General features: G+C 60.5%; 24 protein-coding genes. 20 read left to right on the top strand and 4 right to left on the bottom strand.

The window, feature by feature from the left end; genetic code table 11:
- The first annotated feature begins 19 nt into the window (after positions 1-19).
- From BJF91_RS10140 to BJF91_RS10170, 7 genes are read left to right on the top strand one after another with little or no spacing between them, the layout of a single operon-like run.
- On the top strand, positions 20-895 hold the full coding sequence (locus BJF91_RS10140) for an ABC transporter permease (RefSeq protein WP_075614578.1): 876 nt from the start codon (positions 20-22) through the stop codon (positions 893-895).
- Complete coding sequence (locus BJF91_RS10145) at positions 892-1,707, top strand: ABC transporter permease (protein ID WP_075614346.1); 816 nt, start codon at positions 892-894, stop codon at positions 1,705-1,707. Before BJF91_RS10140 ends, BJF91_RS10145 begins: the two co-directional genes overlap by 4 nt.
- Before the next feature lie 5 nt (positions 1,708-1,712).
- Positions 1,713-3,194 (top strand): SidA/IucD/PvdA family monooxygenase, encoded by a 1,482-nt coding sequence (locus tag BJF91_RS10150; protein ID WP_075614579.1) that lies wholly within the window; start codon positions 1,713-1,715, stop codon positions 3,192-3,194.
- Complete coding sequence (locus tag BJF91_RS10155; RefSeq protein WP_075614347.1) at positions 3,191-4,009, top strand: creatininase family protein; 819 nt, start codon at positions 3,191-3,193, stop codon at positions 4,007-4,009. The genes BJF91_RS10150 and BJF91_RS10155 overlap by 4 nt, the downstream gene beginning before the upstream one ends.
- Before the next feature lie 50 nt (positions 4,010-4,059).
- Positions 4,060-4,545: a nucleoside deaminase gene (locus tag BJF91_RS10160; RefSeq protein WP_075614348.1), complete on the top strand. Its 486-nt coding sequence runs from the start codon at positions 4,060-4,062 to the stop codon at positions 4,543-4,545.
- A complete protein-coding gene (locus BJF91_RS10165) occupies positions 4,542-5,588 on the top strand; it encodes a questin oxidase family protein (RefSeq protein WP_234801591.1) in 1,047 nt (348 codons plus the stop codon). The genes BJF91_RS10160 and BJF91_RS10165 overlap by 4 nt, the downstream gene beginning before the upstream one ends.
- Positions 5,585-7,150, top strand: coding sequence for an amidohydrolase family protein (locus BJF91_RS10170; RefSeq protein ID WP_075614349.1), 1,566 nt, complete (start codon positions 5,585-5,587; stop codon positions 7,148-7,150). The genes BJF91_RS10165 and BJF91_RS10170 overlap by 4 nt, the downstream gene beginning before the upstream one ends.
- 13 nt (positions 7,151-7,163) lie before the next feature.
- Here the strand turns inward: BJF91_RS10170 and BJF91_RS10175 are convergent, their stop codons facing one another.
- Both BJF91_RS10175 and BJF91_RS10180 read right to left on the bottom strand, forming a co-directional pair.
- Complete coding sequence (locus tag BJF91_RS10175) at positions 7,164-8,573, bottom strand: amidase (protein WP_075614350.1); 1,410 nt, start codon at positions 8,571-8,573, stop codon at positions 7,164-7,166.
- A gap of 234 nt (positions 8,574-8,807) precedes the next feature.
- Entirely contained in the window at positions 8,808-9,248 is a 441-nt protein-coding gene (locus BJF91_RS10180; RefSeq protein ID WP_075614351.1) for an RbsD/FucU family protein, read from the bottom strand.
- Positions 9,249-9,608: 360 nt separating this feature from the next.
- Between BJF91_RS10180 and BJF91_RS10185 the strand changes: the two genes are divergently transcribed.
- From BJF91_RS10185 to BJF91_RS10240, 12 genes are all read left to right on the top strand, one after another.
- Positions 9,609-10,673 (top strand): ABC transporter ATP-binding protein, encoded by a 1,065-nt coding sequence (locus BJF91_RS10185; RefSeq protein WP_075614581.1) that lies wholly within the window; start codon positions 9,609-9,611, stop codon positions 10,671-10,673.
- 74 nt (positions 10,674-10,747) lie between these two features.
- Positions 10,748-12,409 carry an ABC transporter substrate-binding protein gene (locus tag BJF91_RS10190; RefSeq protein WP_075614352.1) on the top strand — a complete coding sequence of 554 codons (1,662 nt, stop codon included), beginning with the start codon at positions 10,748-10,750 and terminating at the stop codon, positions 12,407-12,409.
- 115 nt (positions 12,410-12,524) lie between these two features.
- Positions 12,525-13,622 carry a carbohydrate ABC transporter permease gene (locus BJF91_RS10195; protein WP_075614353.1) on the top strand — a complete coding sequence of 366 codons (1,098 nt, stop codon included), beginning with the start codon at positions 12,525-12,527 and terminating at the stop codon, positions 13,620-13,622.
- Positions 13,623-13,632: 10 nt separating this feature from the next.
- Entirely contained in the window at positions 13,633-14,565 is a 933-nt protein-coding gene (locus BJF91_RS10200; RefSeq protein ID WP_075614354.1) for a carbohydrate ABC transporter permease, read from the top strand.
- Between the two features lie 144 nt (positions 14,566-14,709).
- Positions 14,710-15,165: an RbsD/FucU family protein gene (locus BJF91_RS10205; RefSeq protein ID WP_075614355.1), complete on the top strand. Its 456-nt coding sequence runs from the start codon at positions 14,710-14,712 to the stop codon at positions 15,163-15,165.
- Positions 15,166-15,175: 10 nt separating this feature from the next.
- The gene (locus BJF91_RS10210) at positions 15,176-16,114 is read left to right on the top strand and encodes a ribokinase (protein WP_075614356.1); all 939 of its coding nucleotides are present in this window, start codon (positions 15,176-15,178) and stop codon (positions 16,112-16,114) included.
- A 104-nt stretch (positions 16,115-16,218) separates the two neighbouring features.
- Positions 16,219-17,199, top strand: coding sequence for a sugar phosphate isomerase/epimerase family protein (locus BJF91_RS10215; RefSeq protein WP_075614357.1), 981 nt, complete (start codon positions 16,219-16,221; stop codon positions 17,197-17,199).
- A gap of 105 nt (positions 17,200-17,304) precedes the next feature.
- Positions 17,305-18,357: a sugar ABC transporter substrate-binding protein gene (locus tag BJF91_RS10220; protein WP_139310666.1), complete on the top strand. Its 1,053-nt coding sequence runs from the start codon at positions 17,305-17,307 to the stop codon at positions 18,355-18,357.
- A 167-nt stretch (positions 18,358-18,524) separates the two neighbouring features.
- A complete protein-coding gene (locus BJF91_RS10225; protein WP_075614359.1) occupies positions 18,525-20,045 on the top strand; it encodes a sugar ABC transporter ATP-binding protein in 1,521 nt (506 codons plus the stop codon).
- 19 nt (positions 20,046-20,064) lie between these two features.
- Positions 20,065-21,042: an ABC transporter permease gene (locus tag BJF91_RS10230; protein WP_075614582.1), complete on the top strand. Its 978-nt coding sequence runs from the start codon at positions 20,065-20,067 to the stop codon at positions 21,040-21,042.
- A complete protein-coding gene (locus BJF91_RS10235; RefSeq protein ID WP_075614360.1) occupies positions 21,039-21,914 on the top strand; it encodes a MurR/RpiR family transcriptional regulator in 876 nt (291 codons plus the stop codon). The genes BJF91_RS10230 and BJF91_RS10235 overlap by 4 nt, the downstream gene beginning before the upstream one ends.
- The gene (locus BJF91_RS10240) at positions 21,911-22,810 is read left to right on the top strand and encodes a PfkB family carbohydrate kinase (RefSeq protein ID WP_075614361.1); all 900 of its coding nucleotides are present in this window, start codon (positions 21,911-21,913) and stop codon (positions 22,808-22,810) included. Before BJF91_RS10235 ends, BJF91_RS10240 begins: the two co-directional genes overlap by 4 nt.
- Positions 22,811-22,946: 136 nt before the next feature.
- On the opposite strand, the gene BJF91_RS10245 is transcribed toward BJF91_RS10240, so the two are convergent.
- The gene (locus tag BJF91_RS10245; protein ID WP_075614362.1) at positions 22,947-23,327 is read right to left on the bottom strand and encodes a low affinity iron permease family protein; all 381 of its coding nucleotides are present in this window, start codon (positions 23,325-23,327) and stop codon (positions 22,947-22,949) included.
- Positions 23,328-23,448: 121 nt separating this feature from the next.
- The gene (locus tag BJF91_RS10250) at positions 23,449-23,862 is read right to left on the bottom strand and encodes a MarR family winged helix-turn-helix transcriptional regulator (RefSeq protein ID WP_139310645.1); all 414 of its coding nucleotides are present in this window, start codon (positions 23,860-23,862) and stop codon (positions 23,449-23,451) included.
- A gap of 69 nt (positions 23,863-23,931) precedes the next feature.
- Between BJF91_RS10250 and BJF91_RS10255 the strand changes: the two genes are divergently transcribed.
- Positions 23,932-25,698, top strand: a complete 1,767-nt coding sequence (locus BJF91_RS10255; protein WP_075614583.1) for a chloride channel protein — start codon at positions 23,932-23,934, stop codon at positions 25,696-25,698.
- The last annotated feature ends 108 nt before the right edge of the window (positions 25,699-25,806 follow it).

Here is a 25,806-nt window from a genome sequence, read left to right on the forward strand (position 1 = left end):
GGCCAGAGCCGGATTTTCAATGCCGATTTTGACCCGAGCGCATCTTGCCGTCCCCGTCGCCTTGGTGCTGGCGATAGGCTGCCTGTTGCCGCTGGTGCTGCTGATTGCCTTCAGCGTTTTCACTGTCGACATGGACGCTTTTGTCATGGTGCCTGACATCTCGCTGCACAATTGGGCGCAGATGGTCACCAATCCGGCCTTTGCCTATCTGATCGGCAAGTCAGTGCTGTCTGGGCTCGCGACATCCGTTCTTGCCGCCGTCCTTGGCTATCCCATTGCACTCTCCATCGCGCAGCTTCCAACGGCCTGGAAAGGCGTTGCGCAGATCGTGCTGCTGACGCCGCTTTATACCGGGGAGATCGTGCGCATCTATGCCTGGCGCGTCGTGCTCGGCTCGGAAGGGCTGGTCAATGCCCTGCTGAAAGCACTTGGTTTGATTGATCAGCCACTGAAATTCCTGTTGTTTTCGCCCTTCACCACACAGCTCGTCCTCCTCTACAACTGCCTGCCGTTCATGGTGCTGCCGATCTGGATCTCGATCGAGCTGATCGACCGCAGGCTGATCGAGGCGGCGCGGGATCTTGGCGCAAGGCCGCTCGACGCTTTCAGCCGGATCGTATTTCCACTGACGGTGCCTGGCCTGGCGGTCGGTCTTTTCGCAGTATTTGCGCTCGCGGCCGGCGATATGCTGACGCCAAGCCTGCTCGGCGGCACGTCGGGTGCAACGCCGATGGCGATGATCGACAATCTCTTCGGCACTGCTTTCGATTGGCCGCTTGCCTCCACCCTGGCGCTCAGCCTGCTCTTGGCGCTGTTTGCCACCGCAAGCGCCATTGCCTGGCTGTTGCTGCGCCTGAAAGGGGCAAGAGCCGTGCTGCAGGGAGGCCTCAAATGACGAAAAGCGCCAAACTGACTCTGGGACTTGCCGTAGGCTTTTTCTATCTGCCGATTGCCGTTCTGACACTGTTTTCCTTCAATGCCTCGAAACTGATGGCCTTTCCGCTCAGCGGCTTCACACTGTCCTGGTACGAAGACCTGTTCGGCAATGCTGCTTTTCTCGGCGGCTTCGTCACCAGCTTTCTGGTCTCGCAACCCGTCGGCATATTTGCGGCCCTGATCGGTCTTTGTGCGGCGCTCGCCCTCACCTCGCCGCGGCTTGCCTGGCGCTCCGGGTTGATCATGCTGATCGTTCTGCCGTTTCTGGTGCCAAAGACCGTGTTGTCGATTGCCCAAGCGATGCTGATGAACTGGCTCGGATTCGGACGCGGCGCAGTGGCCCTTATTGCAGCGCAAACCCTCGTTGCCATCCCCTTTGCCACGACGATCATTGCCGCAACCGTCATCCGCCTCGACCGACGGTTGGAAGAAGCCGCGCGCGACCTCGGCGCCACGCCCTGGCAAAGCTTTCGCCGTATCGTTCTGCCGCAATTGCAGGGCGCCATCGGCGCTGCCTATTCCATCGGCGTGATCCTGTCGCTTGCCGACCTGACGATCTCGATGTTCATGGCTGGCCGCACCCAGCCGCTGTCCCTGATCGTCGCTTCGGAATTCCGGCGTGAATTGAAACCGGATCTCAACGCCATGCAGGTCGTGGTCCTGCTGCTGACAGCCGTGATCGTGATCGCCAGCGAGGCCTACCGCCGCCGCCGAATGGTGCTGCGGAACCGCATATCCGGCCAGACACTCGGCCTGACCAAGGGAATTTGACCATCATGCTCGACCCCCGTCCCGATGCAACTGCGGCACTTGCCCGCCTGAAGGAAGCCGCAAGAGCCGATCTGGCAGTACTCGCCTATCCGGTGACACCGTGGCTTTCCCCTTTGCCACCAGGGCAAGTGCCGGTCTGCGATGTCGCCATCGTCGGTGGCGGTCAATCCGCCATCACCATCGCCGCCGCACTGAAATGGGATGGGGTCGGCAGTATCCGTCTGTTCGACAGCGCACCGGCTGGCGCCGAAGGCCCTTGGACCACCTTTGCCCGGATGGAGGAATTGCGCACGCCAAAGACGGCTGTCGGTAACGAATTCAATGTCGTTAACCTGTCGGTGCGCCGTTGGTTCGAGACGCGCTATGGGCCGGACGCCTGGCAGGCGCTGACCCGCATCCCCCGCCGCGACTGGAAGGCCTATCTTGACTGGTACGCCGAGGTCTTCGACATCAGGATCGACAACGAGACTGATGTCACCGACGTGGCACCCGACGGCGAACTGATCGCTGTGACGACGCTGTGCCGGGGCCAGGAAACCCGCCATCTCGCAAGGGCCGTGGTGCTCGCCACGGGTTTCGACGGTGCCGGCGCATGGCGTGTGCCGCGTTTCATCTCCGACAATCTACCGTCCTCCCGTTACGACCATACCAACGGCCCCGTGGATTTCGAGCGCCTGCGTGGCAAGAGGATCGGCATTCTCGGCCATGGTGCGTCGGGTTTCGACAATGCCATCGCCGCCTTAAAGGACGGGGCCAAATCCGTTGACCTCTGTTTCCGCCGCGCCCGGCTGCCGCGCACCAATCCACATCGCGCGCTCGAAGCCCCTGCCCTGCTCAACAGTTTCGACGCCCTGTCCGATACCACCCGCTGGCGGATCGCCCGCTTCTTCCGCGCGACGGATCAACCACCACCAGTGCGCGCTTTTGAGGCCGCGATGGCAATGCCCGGTTTTACGCTACGGCCCGCCACGCCATGGCTAAGCGTCTGCGAGAAGGACGGCATGGTCTGCGTCGAGACGCCGGAGGGGATGCTGAACTTCGATCATCTGCTGCTGGCGACTGGCATGGATGTCGATCTCAAGGCCCGGCCTGAAATGAAAAGCCTTGCGCCAGCTGTTGCCTTCTGGGGCGAGCGCTTCACGCCTCCCACCGGTGAAGAAGATGCGCGGTTGGCGCAATTGCCTTATCTCGACACGTCCTATGCCTTTCTGCCGAAGCAGCCTGAAGACGCCTGGGTCAATCGCGTCTTTGCCTTCAACAGCGCCAGTTTCGTCAGCCAGGGGCCGCATTCCACCTCGATCAGCGGCCACCGCGATGCGCTACCCAATGTCGTGCGCGGCATAGAACGCCGGCTGCTGCTCGATCAGGAAGATGCCATCCTGCCAGGCCTTCAGGCCTATCGCTCGCAGGATCTGCCTGTTGATGACGATTTCGAGGCTGTTATCCAGGCCCGCAACCTCGGGCAAATGATGGAAAAAGCATCATGACCCGCTCGTTTTTCTGGATAGATCATTCGACGGAGGCATTCGCCACCCGCGATCTGTCGCAGACTGTCGTCGTGCTGCCGATCGCCGCTGTCGAGCAACACGGCCCGCATCTGCCCGTTGATGTCGACGCCGCCATCAATGCGGAGATCGTCAGGCGCGCCGCCGAGCGGCTACCCGATAGCGCCGACGTCCTGTTTCTGCCGCCGATGAGCGTCGGGAAGTCGGATGAGCATCTGGCCTTTCCTGGCACGCTTGCGATTTCCGCCGAGACCTTGCGGCAGGTCTGGCTGGATATTGCGCGCAGCGTCAAACGCGCAGGCATCAACAAGCTGATCCTGTTCAATTCCCACGGCGGGCAGATCGCGCTGATGGAAATCGTCTGCCGCGACATCAGGATCGAGCTTGGCATGCTCGCCGTCGCCTGTTCCTGGTTTCGCATCGCGCCGGTCGAGGACCTTTTTTCGAAAGAAGAGATCGACCACGGCATCCACGGCGGCGATATCGAAACCAGCATGATGCTGGCGATTGCGCCAGAGCGGGTCGCCATGGACAAGGCGGAGGATTTCGTGCCGCTCACCGTCGCCATCGCTCGTTCGGGAAGCCTTCTAACTGCGGAAGGCGCCGTCGGCTTCGGTTGGCAAGCGCAGGATCTGCACCCGGCCGGCGTCTGCGGCAATGCCGCCAATGCGACAGCGGAGAAAGGCGAACACGTGCTGGAGCGCGCAGCCGATGGGCTGGTAGAATTGATTGCCGCCACCAAGGCTTTCGATCTGACACAGCTTACAGCTCATACCCGCTTTTCCAAGGGCGCATGATCTATAAAACGTGCAACAAAGTGATATCGGACCGTTCGAGGAGATGCGGCATGGCTGACGAACAGGCACTTTTGCGCCGAACTTTCGAGATCGCCCGCAACGCGAGGGCCCATGGCAACATGCCGTTCGGCGCGCTTTTAGCCGGGCCGGATGGCGAAATCCTGCTGGAAATGGAAAACGGCTACTATCCCGATCTCGATGCCACGGCCCATGCCGAAAGGTTGCTGGCCACCGCCGCCTCCCGACAATTTCGCGAGCCGTTTCTTGCCCAATGCACCCTGGTCAGTTCCGCAGAACCCTGCGCCATGTGCGCTGGTGCCATCTACTGGACCGGGATCGGCCGGGTGGTCTACGGGCTGTCGGAAACGCGATTGAAAGCGCTGACCGGCGATCATCCTGACAATCCAACTATGGACATGCCCTGCCGCCGTGTCTTTGCCGCCGGGCAGAAGGTGATTTCAGTCGAAGGCCCACTGCTGGAAGACGAAGCAGCCGCCGTGCACCAGGAAGCCTGGGACCGTGAGGATGCATCATGAGCGCGCTGGCCAGAACAACTGAAATAGATGTAATCCTCTCGGAAATGCCGGCCTGGGGATCGGAGTTTACCCGTACCTTCGCCAACCACGCGCCGATGGTGCTTTGCGCGCTGGCTGAAATCGGCGGCACGCCGGCGCAGATGCGCCGCTTTTTCGATCACTACAGAGCCTACAAGAACCTTCTTCCGTTCGGCGAGCCAACCTCGCCGCTCGATGCCACCACCTGGGCGTCAGCGCTTGGGGAGCGAAACCGGGAACCGGATTTTCGGGTGTTCTTTTCAGGTGAAGTCGCAAGGCTTGGCATCGATGGCACCCTGCGGCATTACCTGCCGGTGCTGGCGCCGGGTGTGGCGGCGAGCGCCTTTCACGCGTTGATGCGCACCGCCTATGGCGTGTTGCGCCGGAACGAAACCGATATCGCCATTGCACTCGGCTATTGGGCGGCGACCTATCTGGCACTGCCGCCGGCGTCTGGTGCCCCGCCGCTCACGGACGATCCGGCGGAGGTATTGCTCCGCGTGACCCAGATCCCGGCGATGCATGAACTGCCATTGCATGACCTACTCTGGCAAAATATCCGCGACGCGGTTGCCTTGCCGGACTTCGTGCCCGTAGTTGATTGGCTCGCCATCGGCCCGCAAACCATGGCGCGTATGGCCGATGTCGCCATCCGCCTGTTTGCCGCCACCCAGCATTTCGCCGCGCTGCATGTCGTGACCGGGCTGCACTGGATCAGGCTTATCGCGCCCTATTGCGATGCTGATACCAAGGACATGCTGCTTCGGGTCTTCTGGCAGGCAATTGCCGCCTTAATACGGGAGCTGGATTTTCCCGAACTGCCCTCGGAAGAAGCTGTTGCGCGCTGGCGGGAGCGGCCTGCACCGGATTGGCCGGAGATCCACGCAGCCGCTGCCGCAAGCTTTGACGAACACGATATCAGCCTTGCCTATTCCGCGTCTGAAGACATGAAAATCTATGGCGATCCGCTTTACCGTGTCGCAGCGGCGCGGCGCCTCGGCCTGATCGGAGATTACAGGATATGACAGAGGCGCCTCCCGTCGCAGATTGCATCATCGAGGCCGGAACGGTTCTGACCGGCCGCTACCCCGATGGCAGCATGGGCATGCGCCACGATGTCGGCATCCGCGTCGAAAAGGGCATGATCGCTCAGATCGGGCCGCTTGAGGCGGTCGGCTATGGCAACGATCACCTGCCACGCTTCGGCTCCCGCCGGATGATCGCCATGCCCGGCCTCGTCAACGCGCATCACCATTTCGGCGTAACGCCCCTGATGCAGGGTGTGCCGTTTGCGCCGCTGGAACTGTGGCTGCCGCAGTTTCGCGCCATGCGGCGTATCGATCAGCGGCTGGACACGCTCTATTCGGCCATTGAAATGCTGGAAAGCGGCACAACGACCGTGCAGCACATCCATAGCGGATTTTCCGGCCAGCCCGAAGGCTGGATGCAGGTCGCGGATGCAACCCTGTCTGCTTATGGCGAAGTCGGCATGCGTGTCGGCTACTGTTTCATGATCCGCGACCGCAATATCCTTTCCTATGCGCCTGATGCCGAGATCCTCAGCCAGCTGCCGGATGAGGTGCGCGACTGGATTGCCCCGCAGCTTGCCCAGGCTGCTATTCCAGTGCCTGAATTGATGAACTTCTATCATGCCCTGCGCGCCCGCTTCTTGCCCAATGCGCCGGACCATGTGCGGATGAACCTTGCCCCCGCCAATCTGCACTGGTGCAGTGATGAGGCGCTACAGACGATTTTCGCCACGGCAAAAGCGACTGGCGGCCACATCCACATGCATCTTCTGGAAACCGAAAGGCAGGCGGAATTTGCCCGCAGGACCTATGGCCACAGCGCCGTGCGACATTTGCAGGCGCTGGAATGCCTGGATGCCAATGTAACGCTCGGGCATGGCAACTGGATGAGCGGCGAGGATCTTGACATTATCGCCGCCTGCGGCTGCAGCATCTGCCACAATGCATCGTCAGGCTTGCGGCTCGGCAGCGGCATTGCGCCGGTCAACGCCATGCGCCGGCGCGGCATTCCCGTGGCGCTCGGCATCGATCAATCGAATATCGCCGATGATCGCGACATGCTGCTGGAAATGAAGCTGGTGTGGGCTTTGCACCGGGAAACGGGCTTGTGGAACGACCGGCCGGATGCCGGCGCGGTGCTGCAAATGGCCAGCGAACACGGCGCCGATTCCGTCGGCTTCGGTGGCTTTACCGGTCGGCTCGAGCCCGGCTGGCAGGCCGATATCGTCTTGATGGACCAAGACCGCATCGCCCGTCCTGCGATCAACCCGCGCACGCCACCGGTGGAGGCGCTGCTGCATCGCGGCAGCCGCCAGGCAATCGAGCAGGTCTTCGTTGGCGGTCGGCTGGTGGTCGATGCAGGTCGCGTCATCACCATCGATCGCGATGCCGTTATGGCGGAAATCGAAGCGATCTTGACGCGGCCGGAAACGGCGCAGGAGCAACAGGCCTGGCGGGCGGTGGAAGGCTTGCTGCCGCATCTCGAGGCAAGCCTCCACCAGCTTGGCCTTGGCGCCGGCTATCGCAGCTATCGCTACAACGCCCAGTCCGACATTTAGGCCGGGCCAGCCATCATGCCGGCAGCCCAGCTACAGAGTAACGGTGCTCAAAGGGCTTATGGCGCTCGAGGCTGGCAGCCAGATGCAGCAGCAGCGGCTCGCCGCCGATGGGCGCCAGCATCTGCACCGGCAGGGGCAGCCCGGCAGCGTCGGCTCCAAACGGCAGGGTGATGGCCGGAAAGCCCGAGGCATTGGCAAGCGTTGCCAAAGGCGCAAAGGCGGCCATGCGGTTGAAATGCAGTTCAGTATCGCGGTGATCGTTCGGGAATGAGCCGATCGGCAAAGGCGCTGAGGTCAGCATCGGGCACAGCAGGCAATCGACTTCATCGAACAACCGCCAGAGATCGCGGCTGACCAGCACCATGGCATTGAGGCTGCGCCAGAGGCGAGTAGCGTGGAGCGCCAGCCCGCGCTCGATCACCGCCTGGGTCAAGATTTCCGTCTTCGAGGCATCGAGATCGAATTTGCTGATCGTATCAGCGAGATTGGCGCAGGCGAGATCGACAAAAGCGTCGCGGCTCACAGCCGCCTGACGCTCGACAACCGAAAATGCCAGCGGCACCAGTTGGTGGCCATCGGCTTCCAGGGCTTTGCCCGCTGCCTCGATGGCAGCCATCCGTTCGCCGTCTGCGGGATACTCGCTGCCCGTCTCGGTTAGGAGGCCAATGCGCAAGGAGCCGGCTTTGACCGGTGTCGGCGCCAGGGGCGGAAACGGCCCGCGCACATCACCGCTGAGCACCGAAAAACTCGTGGCAGCATCGCGCACCGAGCGGCAAACCGTCAGCTCGGTGGCCAGTCCGCCGAGATGATTGCCGAAATGCGGACCAGCCGGCATGGCGCCGCGGCTGGGTTTCAGACCGACAAGGCCGCAGCAGGCGGCGGGCACGCGGATCGAGCCGCCAGCATCCGTAGCATGGGCAATGGCGACAATCCCGGCGGCAACGGCCGCAGCCGAGCCTCCCGACGAACCGCCAGCGGTGCTCGAGGGGTCGAGCGGATTACGGCAGATAGGGCCAATTTCGGGTTCGCTGGCGAGCGCCAAACCGAATTCCGGGCTGGTCGTCAAGCCGAACACGCAGAGGCCGGCTGCCCGGAAGCGGCCAGCCAAATCCGAATCGATCAAGCCGCCCCGGCGCGCCATGAGCTTCGACCCAGCGGCAACCGGAAATCCGGCAAACGGACCGCCGAGATCCTTGGCCAGCGTCGGCACGCCGGCAAAGACCATGGACGTGCGGGCGGGATCGCCGGGTGCCAGCGCATCGATCCTGGCGGCGGCATCAAGACCCTTTTCTGCATCCTGGTAGGCGATAGCGCCAAGATCAGACAATGTCTGCGCGGCAGCTAGTGAGGCCTGCATCGCTTCGGTAGCCGTCACAAGACCAGAGGCGATGGCTTGGCTCAGCGCGGTTGCGTCGGCTTGCATGAGGGCGACCTATTTCGGTTGGGATGTTACCGGCGGCAGTAGGACAAGATCACTGAATTCAGCGTCACTGTTATGATAGTGAAAATGGCAGGAAAGGCTATAAACCCATAGCTGATTTCTGCAGTGCTTCCGATAAACCACGTGCATTAGCCGGCGGTCCTGACGACGTCCAGGACAACCCAAAATTCATCCGCACGACCATGGCTGATCCGCGGCTCCTGTGCCGCCGAAAAACTAAACGACACCCTTGCTGAAGATGAAACAGCCATAAGGGCCAGGATCGGATGTCCTGACAATTGCGAAGGATCTCTTCGCCTCCTCATAGAAGGCAAAGCGCTCAAGGGCCTCGATCTGCACCGGCCGTCCCTCGGCAGCATCCACCACCCGCTGCATCACGGAGAAGATCGGCACCTCACCATCGGGATCGCCGACGACCTGCATTCTCTTCACTGGTGCCTCAACGAAAGTATCCAGCGGGAAGAGCGTCAGGATGGCTTTTGCCGCGTGCTCCAGCCCGCAGCCGGAGAGGTTGATAAGCTGTCCGTAAGTCGTCTCGCTTGCGATGGTTTGGGCAGGGTGGTTGATGTCACACAATACGAGTTGGTCGCCGTGACCCATCAACATTAGGGCGTGCAGAAGCTCTGCATTCAACGCCGGATCGATTCCTTTCAGCACTGTCTTAGCCCTTCCTTAAAGTAGCAAATATCTTCACAGATTTTCTTATTTTCGTGATGTTCCACTTTAAAACCCGCAAAACCTTCGAGCAAACAAGACCTTTATGCAACGCAGCATAGGTTCCGACGCGATTTACACTGACGTTTCGAGTACGACATGACCAACATCGAAAATATTTGGGCGAAACACAAGAACCGACTTTACCAAAATAAAGGATTGTGTGAAGTTCCTTGCACAGATAGCGACCTTCCGGGCGCAAAGGCTGTCGCGGCGAGATGGAGGTCTCCGGCCGTTTCAGCTTTCCGGAAAGTGGCTTGAACGGCACGCGTCGGGCGCGTCGTTATGGGAGGAGAACTGCTTTTGGCGTCGATGAATATCGTCAATGTCGGCAAGGCCTATGGTAGCCTGACGGTGATCCACGGCGTGTCGGTCGAGATCCCCGATGGTGAATTCGTGGTCCTGGTCGGCCCTTCCGGCTGCGGCAAGTCCACCTTGTTGCGCATGGTTGCCGGCCTGGAGCCGATTACGTTTGGCGACGTCGTCATCGACGGCAAAGTCGTCAACGACCTTCCGCCGAAGGATCGCGATATCGCGATGGTCTTCCAGAGCTACGCGCTCTATCCCCACAAGACCGTTGCAGAGAATATGGGCTTTGCGCTGAAGATGCGCGGAGAGACGAAACCGTTCATCGACGAACGGGTCCGCAAGGCCGCTGAGATCCTCGATCTCGTGCCCTATCTGGCCCGCTATCCGCGCCAACTGTCCGGCGGGCAGCGGCAGCGCGTTGCCATGGGCCGGGCGATCGTGCGCGATCCCAAGGTGTTTCTGTTCGACGAGCCACTTTCCAATCTCGATGCCAAATTGCGCGTGCAGATGCGCGCCGAGATCAAGGAATTGCAGCGCCGCCTGGCGACGACAATGATCTATGTGACCCATGACCAGGTCGAGGCCATGACCATGGCAGACCGCATCGTGGTGTTGCGCGACGGTCGCGTGGAGCAGATCGGCTCGCCGCTGACGCTTTACGACAAGCCCGCCAACATATTCGTGGCCGGTTTTATCGGCTCGCCATCAATGAACCTGATCAAGGGTCATATCCGGGCATCAGCGACGCCGTTTTTCGAAACGGATGAAGGATACCGTTTGCCATTGACATCGGCGCCATCAGGGTCTGACGGACGACCGGCCTATTACGGTATCCGGCCTGAGCATTTCCTGCTCGGCGGCGATGTCACTGCCAGCGTCACCGTGCTGGAATCAACAGGAACGGAAACCCAGGTTTTCGCGCGCCTTGGCGAGCAGAAGATCATCGGCGTCTTCCGCGAACGCCTGGTCGAGCCGCCGGGCATGGAAATCGCCATGACGCCTAATCCTGCCATGGTGCATCTCTTCGACGGAGCAACAGGGGCACGGCTGGACGGATAACGACAGCGCGCCACCATGGGAGCGGTGGGGCGAAAATACCAAGTGGAACAGTTGAATTTAGGGAGGAGACAGCAATGAAAGTCAGTGAATTCGAAAGGATGATGGCGATCGGCCTTAGCCGCCGCGCCATCCTGAAGACCGGTGCCAGCCTTGGCGCGGTTGCGGCCGCAGGCGGCTTGCTCGGCGATGCGGGCGCGGCATTTGCCGACGATAGCTCGCTGCGCACGAAGATCCTGCAGATCCCCGGCGTCGGCAAAGGTTCCCCAACCGATGCCGATTGGCAAAAGGTCGGCGAGTTGTGCCTTGAGGCCACCAAGAAGAACGTCAAAAAGGGCGAGTTTGCCGGCGTTGAACTGTCCTTCATGGGCCTGAACAATCAGAACCTGCACAATGTGCTGTTTCGCGGTTTCCTGAAGCCTTGGGAAGAATATACCGGCGCCAAGATCACCTGGATCGACCTGGCTCAGGCTGACTACAATCCGCGCCTGCAGCAGGCGATTGCGACCGGCACCGTCGATTTCGACATTCTGGAAATGGGCGCACCGTTTGAAGGCGACGTTTGCGGCAAGGGTCTGGCCTCTGAAATGCCTGACTGGGTCAAGGCCCAGATCGACATGGACGATTACGTCGATTACCTCAAAGCCCCCGTCGGCACCTGGGGCGGTAAGGTCTACCGCATTTCCGTGGATGGCGATTGCCATAACTTCAACTACCGCAAGGACTATTTCGCTGATGCCGATCTGGCAAAGGCCTGGAAGTCCGAGGGCCACCAGGGCGAATGGGGCGTGCCGAAGACCTGGCAGAAGGTTCAGGAAGTCACCAAGTTCCTCAAGGGCAAGAAGATCGCCGGCGCCGATGCCATCGGCTATCTCGATGCACCGAAGGCTTGGGGCGGCTTCGGCTTCTATTTCCTCGGCAGCCGCGCAACCGCTTACGCCAAACACCCTGATGACAAGGCCTGGCTGTTCGACGTCGACACGATGAAGCCGCGCATCAACAACCCGGCCTGGGTTCGCGCCATCCAGGACGTGGTCGACGCGCTGCCATCGGAGGCGGGCGACCAGCTCAATGCCGACCCCGGCACGACAGCGTTCCAGCAGTTCCTCGCCGGTACCGGCTCCATGGTCTCCTGGTGGGGCGATGTCGGGCAGAGCGCCCAGACCAGCGACAGTTCCGTCGTCGGCGATACGATCGCTTTCGACATTCTTCCCGGCTCTGACGATGTCTATAATTCCAAGACCGGCAAGTGGGAAAAGCTTGCAAGCGGCCCGAACTTTGCGCCCAACATGGCCTATCTTGGTTGGGGTGTTTACGTCATGTCGCGTGTCGACAAGGACGAGAAGAAAAAGAAGGCGGCCTGGAGCGCTGCGGCGCATCTCGGCGGCAAGGATCTCGCCCTGTGGACAGCCGCCTATCCCTCGGGTTTCCAATGCTATCGAAAGAGCCAGTTCGATATCAAGGAATGGGTCGCTGCGGGCTATGACGAGGCCTATATCAGCAACTACCTCGCCTCGCAGTCCAATTCCTACAATCACCCGAATGCGGCAATCGAACCGCGCATTCCCGGCATCTTCCAATATTACAGCGTTGCGGAAGACGAATTGGCCAAGGTCTTTGCCGGACGGGTGAAGCCACAGGAAGGCGCCGATGCGATTGCGGCGGCCTGGGAAAAGATCACCGACCAGCTTGGCCGCGACAAGCAGATCGCGCTCTACAAGGCCTCGCTCGGCATGTAAGGCGTCGACTGAGACATGACGGCAGGCGAGACATGCATATGCCTGCCGTCCACTGACAGCCGGGAAAAAACCCGGCTGGTAATTTCCGCAAGCCCCCCGGCCCAAGGGTTCACCCATGTCCGACACGACTATACCTGCCATCCATGTGACCCAGCAGACCTCGCAGGCCCGCCGTGGCCGCCTGCTGTTTACGGCGGCGTCCGTGCTGTTGCTGGGCGTGCTTTTGCTCCAGATTCTTGATGCAGCAGAAGTGACCTCGCTCGGCCTGACCAGTTGGCGCCCCTTGCTCTACGCCTATATCGTCTGGGCGGTGGCGCTATGCGCAGCCCAGGTGATGATCCGGGGCGAGGACGGGCAGAGGGCTGCCTTCGTTCTGCCGGCCGTGCTGTTTACCGTGGCGATGGTGGTGTTTCCCACCGTCTTCGGGCTTTATATCGCCTTTACCGATTGGAACCTCAGTGCCGCTGCGGGACGGCGTTTCAACGGTCTCGACAATCTTCGGGCGCTGTTTTCAGATTTGTACTTTTGGAACGCGCTCCTGAACATGGTCTATTATGTTCTGGCGGTGCTGGTGCAATATGCCATCGCCTTTGGCCTTGCTTTGCTGTTGAACGCCGAAATCAAGGCCCGGAAATTTTTCCGCGTCGCCTTTCTCCTGCCGCTGATGTTGAGCCCGGTTGCCGTCAGCTGGATGATCGGCAAATCCTTGATGGAATATCGGTTCGGCCCCGCCGCAACCCTTGCCCGTCATCTCGGCTGGGATAATCCCGCCTTCTTCTCCACCCCCTGGCTGGCGCGTACCTCGCTGATGGCCATGGATGCCTGGGTCTCGATCCCCTTCATGATGATCCTGCTGTTGGCAGGATTGCAGGCACTGCCGACGGAAATCAAGGAAGCGGCCAAGGTCGATGGCGCCTCCGGCTGGCAGAGCTTCAAGGAAATCACCTTCCCGCTGATGCTGCCGGTCAGCGTCACCGTGATCATCCTGCGGATCATTTTCCAGTTGAAGCTCGCCGATATCGTCATCAACGTCACCGCCGGAGGCCCCGGCGGCGCGACAGACACAGTGTCCAGCTTCATCTTCCGCGAATATCGCGACCGCTCGAATGTCGGCTACGGCACCATGCTGGCCGAGTTCTATCTCGTCATCATCATCATCTTCGTCTCGCTCATCCTCAAGGTGACGAGCCGCTGGCTGCAACGATCAAACTGAGGCTCCGACCATGGCAATCAAAAGCACCAGCCATAGCGGCAATGAAAGCCGGGCCGAACCTCGGTTCCGCCGCCCTCAGTTTCTGACAGGCAGCCTGCTGATCTATGCCGCCTTGGTCTTCTGGGCGTTCATCTCGCTGTTTCCGATCTACTGGACGATTACCACCTCCTTCAAGACGGCCGTCAACGTCACGCAGGGGCACCTGATCCCCTTCGTGGATTTCACGCCCGACTGGAAGGGCTGGCGGTCGCTTGGGCTTTCGCCGGATACGATCTTCGTTGCCTCGACTGTGCGTGACGAATTCATGCGGCGGTTCTTCAACAGCATCGTCGCGTCCGCGGGCGCGTCGTTTCTGGCTGTCGTGATCGGATCGCTGGCTGCCTATGGGCTGAGCAGGTTTTCCTACAAGTTCCTCTGGCTGCGCAACAAGGACATCTCATTCTTCTTCCTGTCCCAGCTTATCCTGCCGCCCGTCGTGCTCGCCATGCCGTTTCTGGTGCTCTACAAGCACCTGATGCTGCTCGACACGCTTGCCGGCCTCATCCTCGTTTATACGCTGATGGTGCTGCCGATCGTCATCTGGATCATGCGCGACCAGTTCGACACGATCCCCGTCGAGCTTGAGCAAGCGGCGCTGGTCGACGGCTGCTCGATCTGGGGCGCCTTCATGCGGATCGTCCTGCCCATCGCCCTGCCGGGCATGGTCGCCGCCTTCATCCTGTCGGTCATCCTGTGCTGGAACGAGTATTTCTTCGCGGCCTTGCTGACCAGTTCCAACGCAAAAACGCTGCCGGTCATGGTCGCCAGCCAGACGGGTTCGCAGGGCATCAACTGGTGGTCGATGGCAGCAATCGCCACCGCCGCCATCATGCCGCTTGTACTGGTCGGAATCTTTCTGGAGCGATATATCGTCAAGGGCCTGACGGCAGGCGCGGTCAAATAGACGATAGACCGCCCTAGAGTCTGTCAGGTTCAGATTGAACCAGACAGACTCTCGATTATTTTGTTTTCGTTTGTCTTTTCGGGAAAACCGGTTTCCACTTTTCCCTGACAAACTCTAGATTTTGCAAGAACCACGGAGCTTTCCATGCTGAAAAACCTGCACCCCGCCCTCAATGCCGATGTCCTGCACGCGCTGCGGTCGATGGGGCATGGCGATACCCTTGTCGTGTCGGACACCAATTTCCCGAGCGACAGTGTGGCGCGCCAGACGGTTCTTGGCCGCCCCTTGTCCATGGCCAATCTGTCTGCGGCAGAAGCCATGCGCGTGCTGCTCTCGGTCCTGCCGCTCGATACGCCTTTGCAGAATTCCGCCGGTCGCATGGAAGTGATGGGGGCGCCCAACGAAATCCCCCTGGTACAGCAGGAAGTGCAGGCAGAAATCGACCGCGCAGAGGGCAAGCCTACGCCGATGTATGGCATTGAGCGCTTCGCCTTCTATGATCTCGCCAAGAAGGCATATTGCGTGATTTCGACTGGAGAAACCAGGTTTTACGGTTGCTTTCTGCTGACCAAGGGCGTGATCCCGCCAGCTGGCGCGTGAGGAAACCAGGATGAAGAAGGGCGTTTCCATTCTCGGAATTTTCGTGGCAGACACCGCCTATCTTGCAGCCCGGATGCCTGCCGTCGGTGAGACCATCACCGGCAGCGGCTTTTCCGTCGGGCCGGGCGGCAAAGGCTCCAATCAGGCCGTTGCCGCCGCCAGAGCATCGGCAGGCGGGGCCGAGGGAGGAAGCGTCTCCTTCATCTCCAAGGTCGGCCGCGACACATTTGGAGATCTGGCGCAAAACACCTATGCCCAGGCAGGCGTAGTGCCGCATCTGACCGTGATGGACGACCAGCCGACCGGCGCCGCCTTCATCTACGTCAACGATAAGACCGGCGACAATGCCATCATCGTCTATCCCGGTGCGGCCGGAACGATTGGCATAGACGATGTCGAAGCGGCGCGGCAGACCATCGAGAGCAGCCAGATCTTCGTAACGCAGCTGGAGCAACCGGCCGAAGCCGCGCATCACGCGCTCACCATCGCCCGCAATGCCGGCGTAACCACGATTTTCAATCCAGCCCCCGCCGAGCCCTTCCCGGAAACGATTTACCGTCTGTGCGACTTCATCATTCCCAACGAGACCGAAGCGGCTGCGCTGGTCGGTTTTCCGCTTGTTACCATCGAGGATGCTAAAAGGGCGGGAGATGTGTTGCTGGGACGCGGCGTTGGCACGGCAATCATCACGCTTGGCAGCCGGGGCGTGTTGTTTCATAGCCCCGATGCTTCGGTTGCCGTTCCAGCCATCGCCGCCGGCCCGGTCATTGATACGACGGGGGCTGGAGACGCTTTCGTCGGCGGGTTTGCCGCAGCCCTTGCCGATGGGCAGACGCCAATCGATGCCGTACGGTTCGGCTGCGCCACAGCAGGCATTGCAGTGACCCGGCGGGGAACCGCGCCGGCCATGCCGTCGCGTCAGGAAATCGAGGCGCTGCTGGTTCGGTAAGGGGAATTATCCGGCTATTTCGGCCTCGCTTGCTAACTTTATACTTTACAAATTACAAAAAATTTGTGAAGTATAAGGCACAACGACGGAAGTGAGCCAGAGCCGTGACCCAGCAGAAATTTGCAACTCGCCTGAATTCCTTTGCCTCCTGCCCCAAGGCCGAGTGGCCGGATCTGTCCGGCAAACCGACCATGCTGCAAATGGCAAAACGTGCCGCAAAAGTCGAAGGTTTGACGGATCTCGACCTCAACTATCCCGACCATGTCGGTGAAGATCCGGCTGTTATTGCGCGTCAAATCGGCGATATGGGCCTGGCGATCAACGGTTTGGCCATGCGGTACTACACCAATCCTGCCTTCAAGATCGGCGCCTTCACCAATCCCGATCCGGCGGTTCGGCGTGAAGCGATCGACTTGACCAAAGCCGGCATCGATGCCGCACGCGCCGCCGGCACCAATCTCATGACCCTCTGGCTTGGCCAGGACGGTTTCGATTACGCCTTCCAGGCCGACTACCATGCACTTTGGCAACACGAGATCGACGGAATCCGTGAAGTTTGTGAGCATGATCCCGATTGCCTCGTTAGCATCGAATACAAGCCGAACGAACCGCGCTCCTATAGCCTGATGCCTGATGCTGCGACGACGCTGCTGGCCATCAAGGATGTCGACATGCCCAATCTGGGCGTAACCCTCGACTTCGCCCACGTTCTCTACGCCGATGAACAGCCGGCCTTTGCTGCTGCCTTGATTGCCCGCCACAGCCGCGTTCTCGGCGTGCATCTCAACGACGGCTACGCCAAACGTGACGACGGCCTGATGGTCGGCGCCGTTCACACCCAGCAGACCATCGAATTGCTGCGGCAGATCCGCAAGGACGGCTATAGCGGCGCCATCTATTTCGATACCTTCCCTGACATGACCGGTCTCGATCCCGTCCATGAATGTGAAGTCAACATCCAGACCGTCAAGCGCATGCTGCGGATTGTCGATCGCCTCGATCAGGACAACCGCCTTTCCAGCGCAACAGACCGTCAGGACGCCGTATCGGCCCAGGCCATCGTGCAGGAACTGATGCTGGGCTGAGACAGCAACGCTTCTGAAAATATCCGAGCATTTCGAACCTTTGCAGCCAAAGGCATGCCGGAGGCGTGCCCAATGACCACCCGGGAGGAACCGATGAAAAACATGATGAAATTGACGATTGCAGCAGGCCTTGCTGCAAGCTTCCTGTTCAGCGCAGCCTTTGCGCAGCAGCTGGCACCGCTGAATTCCGACACGGAAAAGGATCGCATGGACTGGTCTGAACTGGAGGCAAAGCTCGGCCCCTTCCCGAAGCTGCCTGACGGCACCAAGGCGGCTGCGGTGTCGAAGACGCTTACCAACGAATACTGGCGCTCGCTCGGCGAAGGCTATGCGGCGTTCGGCAAATCGAAGAAGGTTCCGGTTGCCTATCAGGCAGCGCAAAGCGAAGGCGACCAGCTTGGTCAGCTGACGATTGCCGAAGGCATGATCACCCAGGGCTACAATGTGCTGCTGGTGTCGCCGCAGACGGATTCCAATCTGCAGCCTGTTCTTGAGCAGGCGAAGGCCGCGAACATTCCTGTCGTCAACGTCAATGACGCCGTGATCCCGCAGGCGGAACACTATGTCGGCAACGTCCAGCGCGACAATGGCGTGCGCGTTGCCAAGTGGTTTATTGCCAACCGTCCGCAAGGCGGCAAGGTCGCGATCATCGAAGGGCAGGCCGGCGTCTATGCCGCCGTGCAGCGCACCGACGGCTTCAAGTCCACCATCGGCGCCGACAGCAAGTTCAAGGTCGTCGCCAGCGTTCCCGGCAATTGGGACCGCCAGACCTCTTACGATGCCGCAACCAACATTCTCAACCAGCATCCCGACCTGATCGGCTTTTACGCCAACAATGACGGCATGGCGCTTGGTGTCGTGGAAGCCGTCAAGGCAGCCGGACTGGCCGGCAAGGTCGCCGTGTTCGGCACCGACGGCATTTCCGATGCCTATGCCTCGATCAAGGCGGGCGAGCTAACCGGCACCGTCGACAGCTTTCCGGTGCTGACAGGTGAAGTGGCCATGGAAACGGCTCTTCGGCTGGTTGCCGGCCAGAAGCTGCCGCGCGTCGTCGCCACGCCGCAGGCGCTGATCACGGCGGACAACCTTAGCCGCTACCAGGGCAAGGACGTCAACATCCGCGCCGTGCTGATGGAAGACGCCAAGGCCGCCAAGTAACGAACGCTCCCGGACGCCGGCCTGAGCGCCGGCGTCCTAGTGCAGCGATCCAAACGGAGGCTTCAGCCGAGTTTGGATAAATCGCTGCACAAACAAAAATCTAGTGCACGCAAGCATGAACGAGGTGAATGCGTCAGTGCACTAGAATGTTGCAGGAGGAGGTGGACATGGTTCCGCGTTTAGGTTTCGACACGATCACCAAGAGCTTTCCGGGCGTAAACGCACTGAGCGGCGTCAGTTTCGATGTGGCTCCCGGCGAAATTCATGGGCTGCTTGGGGAGAATGGCGCGGGCAAATCGACGCTTCTGCGCATTCTGTCAGGCGTGTTCCGCCCGACCTCCGGCACCGTTTTCGTCGATGGTGAGGCCGTCGCCTTTCGCAAGCCGCTGGATGCCAGGCACGCAGGCATCGCGATGATCCATCAGGAACTTCAGCAGGTGCCGCATCTGAGCGTCGCCCAGAACATGTTCCTCGGCCATTCTCTCACCCACATGGGCGGGCTTTTTGTCTCGCGCCGGGAACAGGAGAAGCGTGCCGCCGAAGCGCTGTCGATGATCGACAGAAGCATCGATGTGTCAGCGCCGATCTCCAGCCTGAAAGTCGCGCAGCGACAGATCGTCGAAATCGGCCGCGCTTTGCTCGACAAGGCGAAAGTCATCGCCATGGACGAGCCGACATCAAGCCTGACGCCGAGCGAATTCGACCGGCTGGCGCAGGTCATCGCCGATCTCTCGGCCAGCGGCGTGTCGATCATCTACGTCTCCCACAAGATGGATGAGGTGTTTCAGATCTGCCAGCGCGCCAGCGTCATGCGCGATGGCAACCTGATCGGCACCGTCGACATGAAAGCCACCTCGGAAAAGCAGGTCATCGCCATGATGGTTGGCCGTGAGCTGATGCAGGAAGAACATCATTCCTTCGTCACCAATACCGTAAAGCTGAAGGCCGACAGTCTCTCCTCTGCCACCAAGATCAAAGATGTCTCCTTCACGCTCCACAAGGGCGAGGTTCTCGGCATTGCGGGTCTGGTCGGTTCCGGCCGCACAGAATTGCTGCGGCTGATCGCCGGCGTCGACCGCCTGACCAGCGGCTCTCTCTCCATCGACGGAAAAGCCGTCAGCCTGCGGACGCCACGTGACGCCATCGCTGCCGGCATCGGCCTTGTGCCCGAGGAGCGCAAGCGGGAGGGCATCATTCCCATGCGTCCGGTCAGCCTCAACATGGCGCTTGCCTCGCTTCCTGCCTTTTCATCCACCGGTGTGATCCGCCAGGGCAAGTTGCGGGCGACCGCGAAGGAATTGCTGCAGCGGGTCAATCTCAGACCTTTCCAACTCGACCGCCCCATCCGGCTGTTCAGCGGTGGCAATCAGCAGAAGGCGATTATCGCCCGGTGGCTGGCGGCGAAGTCGCAGATCCTGCTGTTCGACGAGCCGACACGCGGCATCGATGTCGGCGCCAAGTCCGAGATCTACCAGTTGATCGAGACGCTCGCCCGTGAGGGCCATTCGATTATCGTCGTATCCTCTGAGCTTCCAGAGGTCATCAGGCTTTCCGACCGGGTGCTGGTGATGCGGGAAGGCCGCGTCGCCGCCGAACTTGGCCGCGATGAGCTGAGTGAAAGCGCGATCGTCGCTCATGCTATTCCAGGGGCGATTGCCGGCGCGTCCGCCGCCGCCCATCCTGCGTAACCATCAAGGACCGTTGATCATGACCGCCTCTTCACCATCAGTCGCAAGCACCGCCCCAGTCTTTCGCCGGTTCTCCTTTTCTTTGCGTGACGCGGGAACGCTGATCGGTCTCGTCGTCATCATGGCTGTTTTCGCAGCCCTTGTTCCGGGCTTTCTGTCCGAGCGGAACCTGACCAATATTCTGCAGCAGTCCAGCATTAATGCCTGCCTTGCGCTCGGCATGACGCTGGTAATCATTTCAGGCGGCATCGATCTATCCGTGGGACCAACAGCTGCCATTGCAGCCGTGATCACCGCGACATTGCTGCTGGACGGTACGCCGATCCCGCTCGCCATTCTGGCCGGGCTTGGTATTGGTGCTATCTGCGGCTTCATCAATGGCGTGCTCGTTGCCTATGTGGGCCTGCAGCCGTTCATCGTCACGCTGGGTACGCTCAGCACCTACAGAGCCATCGCGCTGATCTTCACCGGCGGCAACCCCGTGCTCGGTATTCCGCCTGGCTTTCGGGCACTGTTCAACGGCACGCTGATCGGCCTTCCAATCCCCGTCCTGATCGTCGCCGGGGTTTCGGTCGCGGCCTGGGTTCTGCTGAAGAAGACACCGATCGGCGAGTATCTGATGGCCGTGGGCGGCAACGAGGAAGCGGCCTATGTCGCTGGCGTTCCGATCGCCCGCACCAAGATCACTGCCTATGTGATTTCCGGCGGGCTTGCTGCGCTTGCCTCGCTGATTCTCATCGGTCGCCTTGGCGCAGCTGAACCGATCCTCGGCAATCTCTGGGAACTCGACGCCATTGCCGCGGCCGCTATCGGCGGTGCCTCGCTGATGGGCGGCAAGGGCAGCGTCGTCGGCACCATCCTTGGCGCAATCATCCTTGGCGCAATGCGCAACGGTTTGACGCTTATGAATGTACAGGCCTTCTACCAACTGCTCGCTACCGGCCTTATAATCCTCGTCGCAATGATGATTGATCGCGCGACAAGGGGACGGGAATGAACGCTGATAGCTTTGACATGAAGGCGGTGGGGCCGCGCATCCGGATGATGATGCCGATGCTGACGCCGCTGGAAGCAAAGGTGGTGGATACGGTCTTCGGCATGCGTGATTTCAGCGAGGAAACCTCGCTGAAACAGATCGCCGAGAATGCCGGGGTTTCCGAAGCCATGGTGGTGAAGATCACCAAGAAGCTCGGCTTTTCCGGCTTTCGCGACTTCCGCTCTGCCGTCAGCCAGTATAACCGGCAGCCAACCACCGAAATGCATCAGGAGCTGTCGGTCGACGATACCTCGATGGAAATCGTCCAGAAGGTGTTTCGCACCTCGATCCACGCGCTGGAGGAAACCCTGGCCATCCTTGATATGGCCGCCTTCGACCAGGCTGCCGATATGATCCACAAGGCGCGTAACCGCGACTTCTACGGCGTTGGCGGCTCCGCGCAGATCGCCCGGGACGTGGCCCACAAGTTTCTGCGCATCGGCGTGCGCGCCAGCGTCTTTGACGATTCCCACATGATGCTGATGTCCGCGGCACTGCTTGGCGACACCGATATCGCCATCGGCTTCTCGCACTCCGGCAACACCATCGCTGTCATCGAAGCCCTGCAACTCGCGCGCAGAAACGGCGCCCGCACCATTGCCGTCACCAATTACGGCTCCTCGGCGCTCGCGCAATCTGCTGACGTGGTGCTGTGTTCGACGGCACAGGGATCGCCGCTGATGGGTGAAAACGCGGCAGCGCGCATCGCCCAGCTCAATATTCTCGACGCAGTCTTCGTTGCCGTCGCCCAGCGTGACTACCAGGCTGCCGAACGCAATCTCGACCGCACCATGTCCGCCGTCACCTCCAAACGCAGAGATCGCCTTCCATGACATCCTCGCCCATCGTCACCGTTTTCGGCAGCCTTCACTATGACATCGCGGTTTTTGGTCCCGACCGACCGCGCCAGGGCGAAACGGTGACGGGCACGTCCTGGCATCCGAAAAGTGGCGGCAAGGGCGGCAATCAGGCAGTGGCGGCCGCACAGGCCGGAGTTTCCACCTTCATGATCGGCGCTGTCGCCGATGACGACTTCGGCCACTTCCTGCTCGCCAATCTGAAGCGCAAACAGGTGGACGAACGCTTCGTGCGCCGCGATACCGCGAAGGGTACCGGCCAGGCCACCGGCATGAGCGTGGCGATCTTCGACGCCCAGGGTGACTACGGCGCCGTTATCGTTTCCGGCGCAAATCTCACGCTCGGCGATCATGACGTGGAAGCGGCGGCGGATCTCCTGAAGCGCACCACCGTTCTCGTTCTCCAGAATGAAATCCCCGACGCGGCCAATGCCGCTGCCGCCAAGGCCGTGAAACAGGCTGGCGGGCGTGTGCTGATCAACGCCGCCCCCGCGCGTGCCCTGTCCGCCGATCTCCAGCAGTGGATCGACATCATCGTCGTCAACGCCATCGAAGCGGAAATGCTGGCAGGCACGCCTGTCGTGGAAACGCTGGAAGGTGCGCTGGAGGCGGCCAAAATCCTGCTAGCGCATTTTCCGGAAGTCGTGGTGACCGCCGGTGGTGCCGGCGTCGCCTATGCCAACAGAAGCGGGACGGAAATCACGCTGCCGGCGGTCAAGGTAAAGGTCGAAAGCACCCATGGAGCCGGTGACATGTTCATAGGCGTGATGGCTGCGGAACTTGCTCATGGCACTAGCATGGAGACCGCACTTCAATCCGCAAATGCTCAAGCCGCAAAGCTTGTTGGCACGCCGGAGGCGGAGCGGGTTTAACCGCAATACAGCGCAGGCCGACGACGAGCTGTGTACCCCAAGTCGGCGGCCCTTCTGCTTCGTGGCCAAGCCCTTTCTTGCATCTGCGGGCCTGGAACCGACGTACCGGAGACCAGCAAGATCGAAAGCTCTCATTTCAATCGGCTGGCTCTCCTTCGCTCCCGGCTTTCTGATTGGCTTTTGCGTCGAGCGTCTTGATGAGGTTGCGCAACTGATGTTCGTCCAACTCTTCGATGCCGACGAATTTGTTCTGCGCATGCGACGTGAGGATCAGTTCGTCCAGCTTGGCCTGGAGCGCCTTGCTGTCCCTGTTCTGCGAGTTTTGCAGGACGAAAACCATCAGAAACGTGATGATCGTGGTGCCGGTATTGATGACCAATTGCCACGTCTCGCTGAACCCGAAAATCGGGCCGGAGAGCGCCCACAAAACTACGCACGCAACTGCCGTGAAGAAGATCACCGGTTTCCCGGACCATTCCGCTATAACATTGGCAAATTTCGAAAAGAACTTGGACATCTGGCCTCCTGCGAAACTTGGTGACGCCGCAATCACCGAACTCTCAAGTGAGACGTTTGATCCAGTGCCCATTCCCGAAGCCGCTCTCTGAGCCTCGTTCTCCGCCAGCCATGGCCCAGGGTCATCCGAAGCGGTCGAGCAGAGCCACCAGCATTGGTTTCAGCCGCTGGATTTCCTGGCGATGGGCGTTGGATAGCGTTGCGAGAACTGCCTCCCCTTGCTGCGTCAGCATGAGGACGGTCCTTCGCTTATCCTGCTGGTCGGTACTGCGCACGATCAGATCCAAGGCCTCCAGCCGGTTGACCAGTTCGGAAGCACTGTGCGGCTTCAGGATCAGCCGCTCGGCGATAAAACCCACCGTCGCCTTTTGCCCCTCTGCGCCGCGAATGGCCAGCAGCACCTGGTGCTGCTGCGGCGTCAGCCCGGCCTCCGCCGCCTCAGCTTCACTGAACGCCTGAAAGCCACGTAAGGCTGCCCGGAAATCCGCGAGATCGGCATAATCGCTATCTTTCAAGGCAATTTTTTCCGCACACATTCCCTCATCCATTCTTGATAAATATCGTATTACGATATAATTGCGAGACCCCGATCGAAAGAGATGCCGATGATTAACATGAATGGCGGCAGTGCCAAACGCCCTCCCCTTGGTGACCACAGCGCCGATCACCGCCTGCTTCTCCTTGCCGGCATGGCGGTGGTGGTTGGCAGTGTCAGCGCCATGGGAGCCTGGCTTTTGCTGCGTCTGATCGCGCTCGCCACGAATTTTTTCTGGTTCGGGCGGCTTTCATCTGCCGAGAGCACGATAGCCGATACCGGTCTTGGCCTCGGCATCATTGCCATTCCAATTATCGGCAGCCTGATCGTCGGTTTGATGGCTCGGTTTGGCTCGGACAAAATCCGCGGCCACGGCATTCCGGAAGCTATAGAGGCGATCCTTTACGGAGAAAGTCGGCTGTCTCTGAAGGTCGCGATCCTGAAGCCCGTCTCCTCTGCGATATCGATCGGCAGCGGTGGCCCGTTCGGCGCGGAGGGGCCTATTATCATGACCGGCGGCGCCGTTGGCTCGCTCTTTGCCCAATGTTTTCATCTGAGCGCGACAGAGCGCAAGACGCTGCTCGTGGCCGGCGCAGCCGCCGGAATGACGGGCATCTTTGGAACGCCGCTTGCCGCCATTCTCCTGGCAATCGAAGTTTTACTGTTTGAATGGAAGCCGCGCAGCTTTGTGCCTGTCGTGGTTGCTGTTCTGGTTTCCTGGAGCTGGCGCCCGGCCTTGATCGGCGCCGGCCCCTTACTTTCCCTGCAGGCGGCCATGCCTTCAGGCTATTGGCCCCTGCTGGCAGCGGCGGGCATAGGCACTGTCGTCGGCCTTGAAGCAGCGCTTCTCTCCACCAGCCTCTATAAGATCGAGGACCTGTTTCATCGCTTGCCAATCCACTGGATGTGGTGGCCCGCCCTCGGCGCCATCGTCGTCGGCCTCGGCGGCTATATGGACCCGCGCGTACTCGGAGCCGGATACGCCAATATCCAGTCCATGCTCGCCGATACGATGACGATAAAAATGGTCGTAACGCTGCTGGCGATCAAAGCGATCGTGTGGATCGTCGCGCTCGGCTCCGGAACGTCAGGCGGTGTTCTTGCCCCGCTTCTGATCCTCGGCGGCGCGGTCGGATGCCTTGCCGGACATGCCCTGCCGGGCGATCCCGGTTTCTGGACGATGATCGGCATGGCAGCCATGATGAGCGGCGCCATGCGGGCCCCGCTGACCGGAGCCCTGTTTGCCGGCGAGTTGACGGGACTGTTCGAGGCGTTACCTTTGACCCTGGCAGCGGCAGCGGCCGCTTATGCGGTCAGTGTACTGGTCATGCGCCGGTCTATTCTGACCGAGAAGATCGCCCGCCGCGGCAGACATGTCCTTCAGGAATATACAGTCGACCCCCTGGATTTCACCCAGGCGGCCCAAATTATGACCGCAGGCCCGGCGACATTGTCGGGTGACCTGTCGGTCGCCGGCGCCTTGTCCTTCTTCACAGAAGAGGCCGTTCATCGCAGCTATCCTGTGGTTGATGGCGAGAACCGATTGCTTGGCCTCGTGTCACGCAGCGACGCCCTGCGCTGGCGCAACGGCGACGTGACGCTAGAGGCAACACTGGCCGAAACGCTGTCCGACAGGTCGCAGCCGGTAGCCTATCCGGATACGCCGAGCAGCTTTATCGCTGATCTCATCATCGAGACCGGCGTCGGCCGCATCCCGGTGGTCGACCCGCAAACGCGCAAGGTCGTCGGCATCGTCTCACGGCAAGACCTGCTCAAGGTCCGCAGCGTCAACCGCGTCAGCGAAACGATGCGGAGCCGGATGATAGGGCAAAGATAGCGCTGCTCGAAGGATAGAGAAAGCAGCGACCGCGCATTCGACTGCCCGTTTTGCGCAGATTGACCGGGCATTTCCGTTAGGTCAAATATAAGAATATCGTAATCGCTC

This window comes from Gillisella taibaishanensis, assembly GCF_001938985.1.
In the GTDB taxonomy this organism is placed as follows: domain Bacteria; phylum Pseudomonadota; class Alphaproteobacteria; order Rhizobiales; family Rhizobiaceae; genus Allorhizobium; species Allorhizobium taibaishanense.

Excerpts from the sequence above, each read along its gene's own strand:
- BJF91_RS10140 (WP_075614578.1), top strand. The coding sequence starts at position 20 with ATGCCGATTTTGACCCGAGCGCATCTTGCCGTCCCCGTCGCCTTGGTG.
- BJF91_RS10145 (WP_075614346.1), top strand. The coding sequence starts at position 892 with ATGACGAAAAGCGCCAAACTGACTCTGGGACTTGCCGTAGGCTTTTTC.
- BJF91_RS10150 (WP_075614579.1), top strand. The coding sequence starts at position 1,713 with ATGCTCGACCCCCGTCCCGATGCAACTGCGGCACTTGCCCGCCTGAAG.
- BJF91_RS10155 (WP_075614347.1), top strand. The coding sequence starts at position 3,191 with ATGACCCGCTCGTTTTTCTGGATAGATCATTCGACGGAGGCATTCGCC.
- BJF91_RS10160 (WP_075614348.1), top strand. The coding sequence starts at position 4,060 with ATGGCTGACGAACAGGCACTTTTGCGCCGAACTTTCGAGATCGCCCGC.
- BJF91_RS10165 (WP_234801591.1), top strand. The coding sequence starts at position 4,542 with ATGAGCGCGCTGGCCAGAACAACTGAAATAGATGTAATCCTCTCGGAA.
- BJF91_RS10170 (WP_075614349.1), top strand. The coding sequence starts at position 5,585 with ATGACAGAGGCGCCTCCCGTCGCAGATTGCATCATCGAGGCCGGAACG.
- BJF91_RS10175 (WP_075614350.1), bottom strand. The coding sequence starts at position 8,573 with ATGCAAGCCGACGCAACCGCGCTGAGCCAAGCCATCGCCTCTGGTCTT.
- BJF91_RS10190 (WP_075614352.1), top strand. The coding sequence starts at position 10,748 with ATGAAAGTCAGTGAATTCGAAAGGATGATGGCGATCGGCCTTAGCCGC.
- BJF91_RS10195 (WP_075614353.1), top strand. The coding sequence starts at position 12,525 with ATGTCCGACACGACTATACCTGCCATCCATGTGACCCAGCAGACCTCG.
- BJF91_RS10200 (WP_075614354.1), top strand. The coding sequence starts at position 13,633 with ATGGCAATCAAAAGCACCAGCCATAGCGGCAATGAAAGCCGGGCCGAA.
- BJF91_RS10205 (WP_075614355.1), top strand. The coding sequence starts at position 14,710 with ATGCTGAAAAACCTGCACCCCGCCCTCAATGCCGATGTCCTGCACGCG.
- BJF91_RS10210 (WP_075614356.1), top strand. The coding sequence starts at position 15,176 with ATGAAGAAGGGCGTTTCCATTCTCGGAATTTTCGTGGCAGACACCGCC.
- BJF91_RS10220 (WP_139310666.1), top strand. The coding sequence starts at position 17,305 with ATGAAATTGACGATTGCAGCAGGCCTTGCTGCAAGCTTCCTGTTCAGC.
- BJF91_RS10225 (WP_075614359.1), top strand. The coding sequence starts at position 18,525 with ATGGTTCCGCGTTTAGGTTTCGACACGATCACCAAGAGCTTTCCGGGC.
- BJF91_RS10230 (WP_075614582.1), top strand. The coding sequence starts at position 20,065 with ATGACCGCCTCTTCACCATCAGTCGCAAGCACCGCCCCAGTCTTTCGC.
- BJF91_RS10235 (WP_075614360.1), top strand. The coding sequence starts at position 21,039 with ATGAACGCTGATAGCTTTGACATGAAGGCGGTGGGGCCGCGCATCCGG.
- BJF91_RS10240 (WP_075614361.1), top strand. The coding sequence starts at position 21,911 with ATGACATCCTCGCCCATCGTCACCGTTTTCGGCAGCCTTCACTATGAC.
- BJF91_RS10245 (WP_075614362.1), bottom strand. The coding sequence starts at position 23,327 with ATGTCCAAGTTCTTTTCGAAATTTGCCAATGTTATAGCGGAATGGTCC.
- BJF91_RS10250 (WP_139310645.1), bottom strand. The coding sequence starts at position 23,862 with ATGTGTGCGGAAAAAATTGCCTTGAAAGATAGCGATTATGCCGATCTC.
- BJF91_RS10255 (WP_075614583.1), top strand. The coding sequence starts at position 23,932 with ATGATTAACATGAATGGCGGCAGTGCCAAACGCCCTCCCCTTGGTGAC.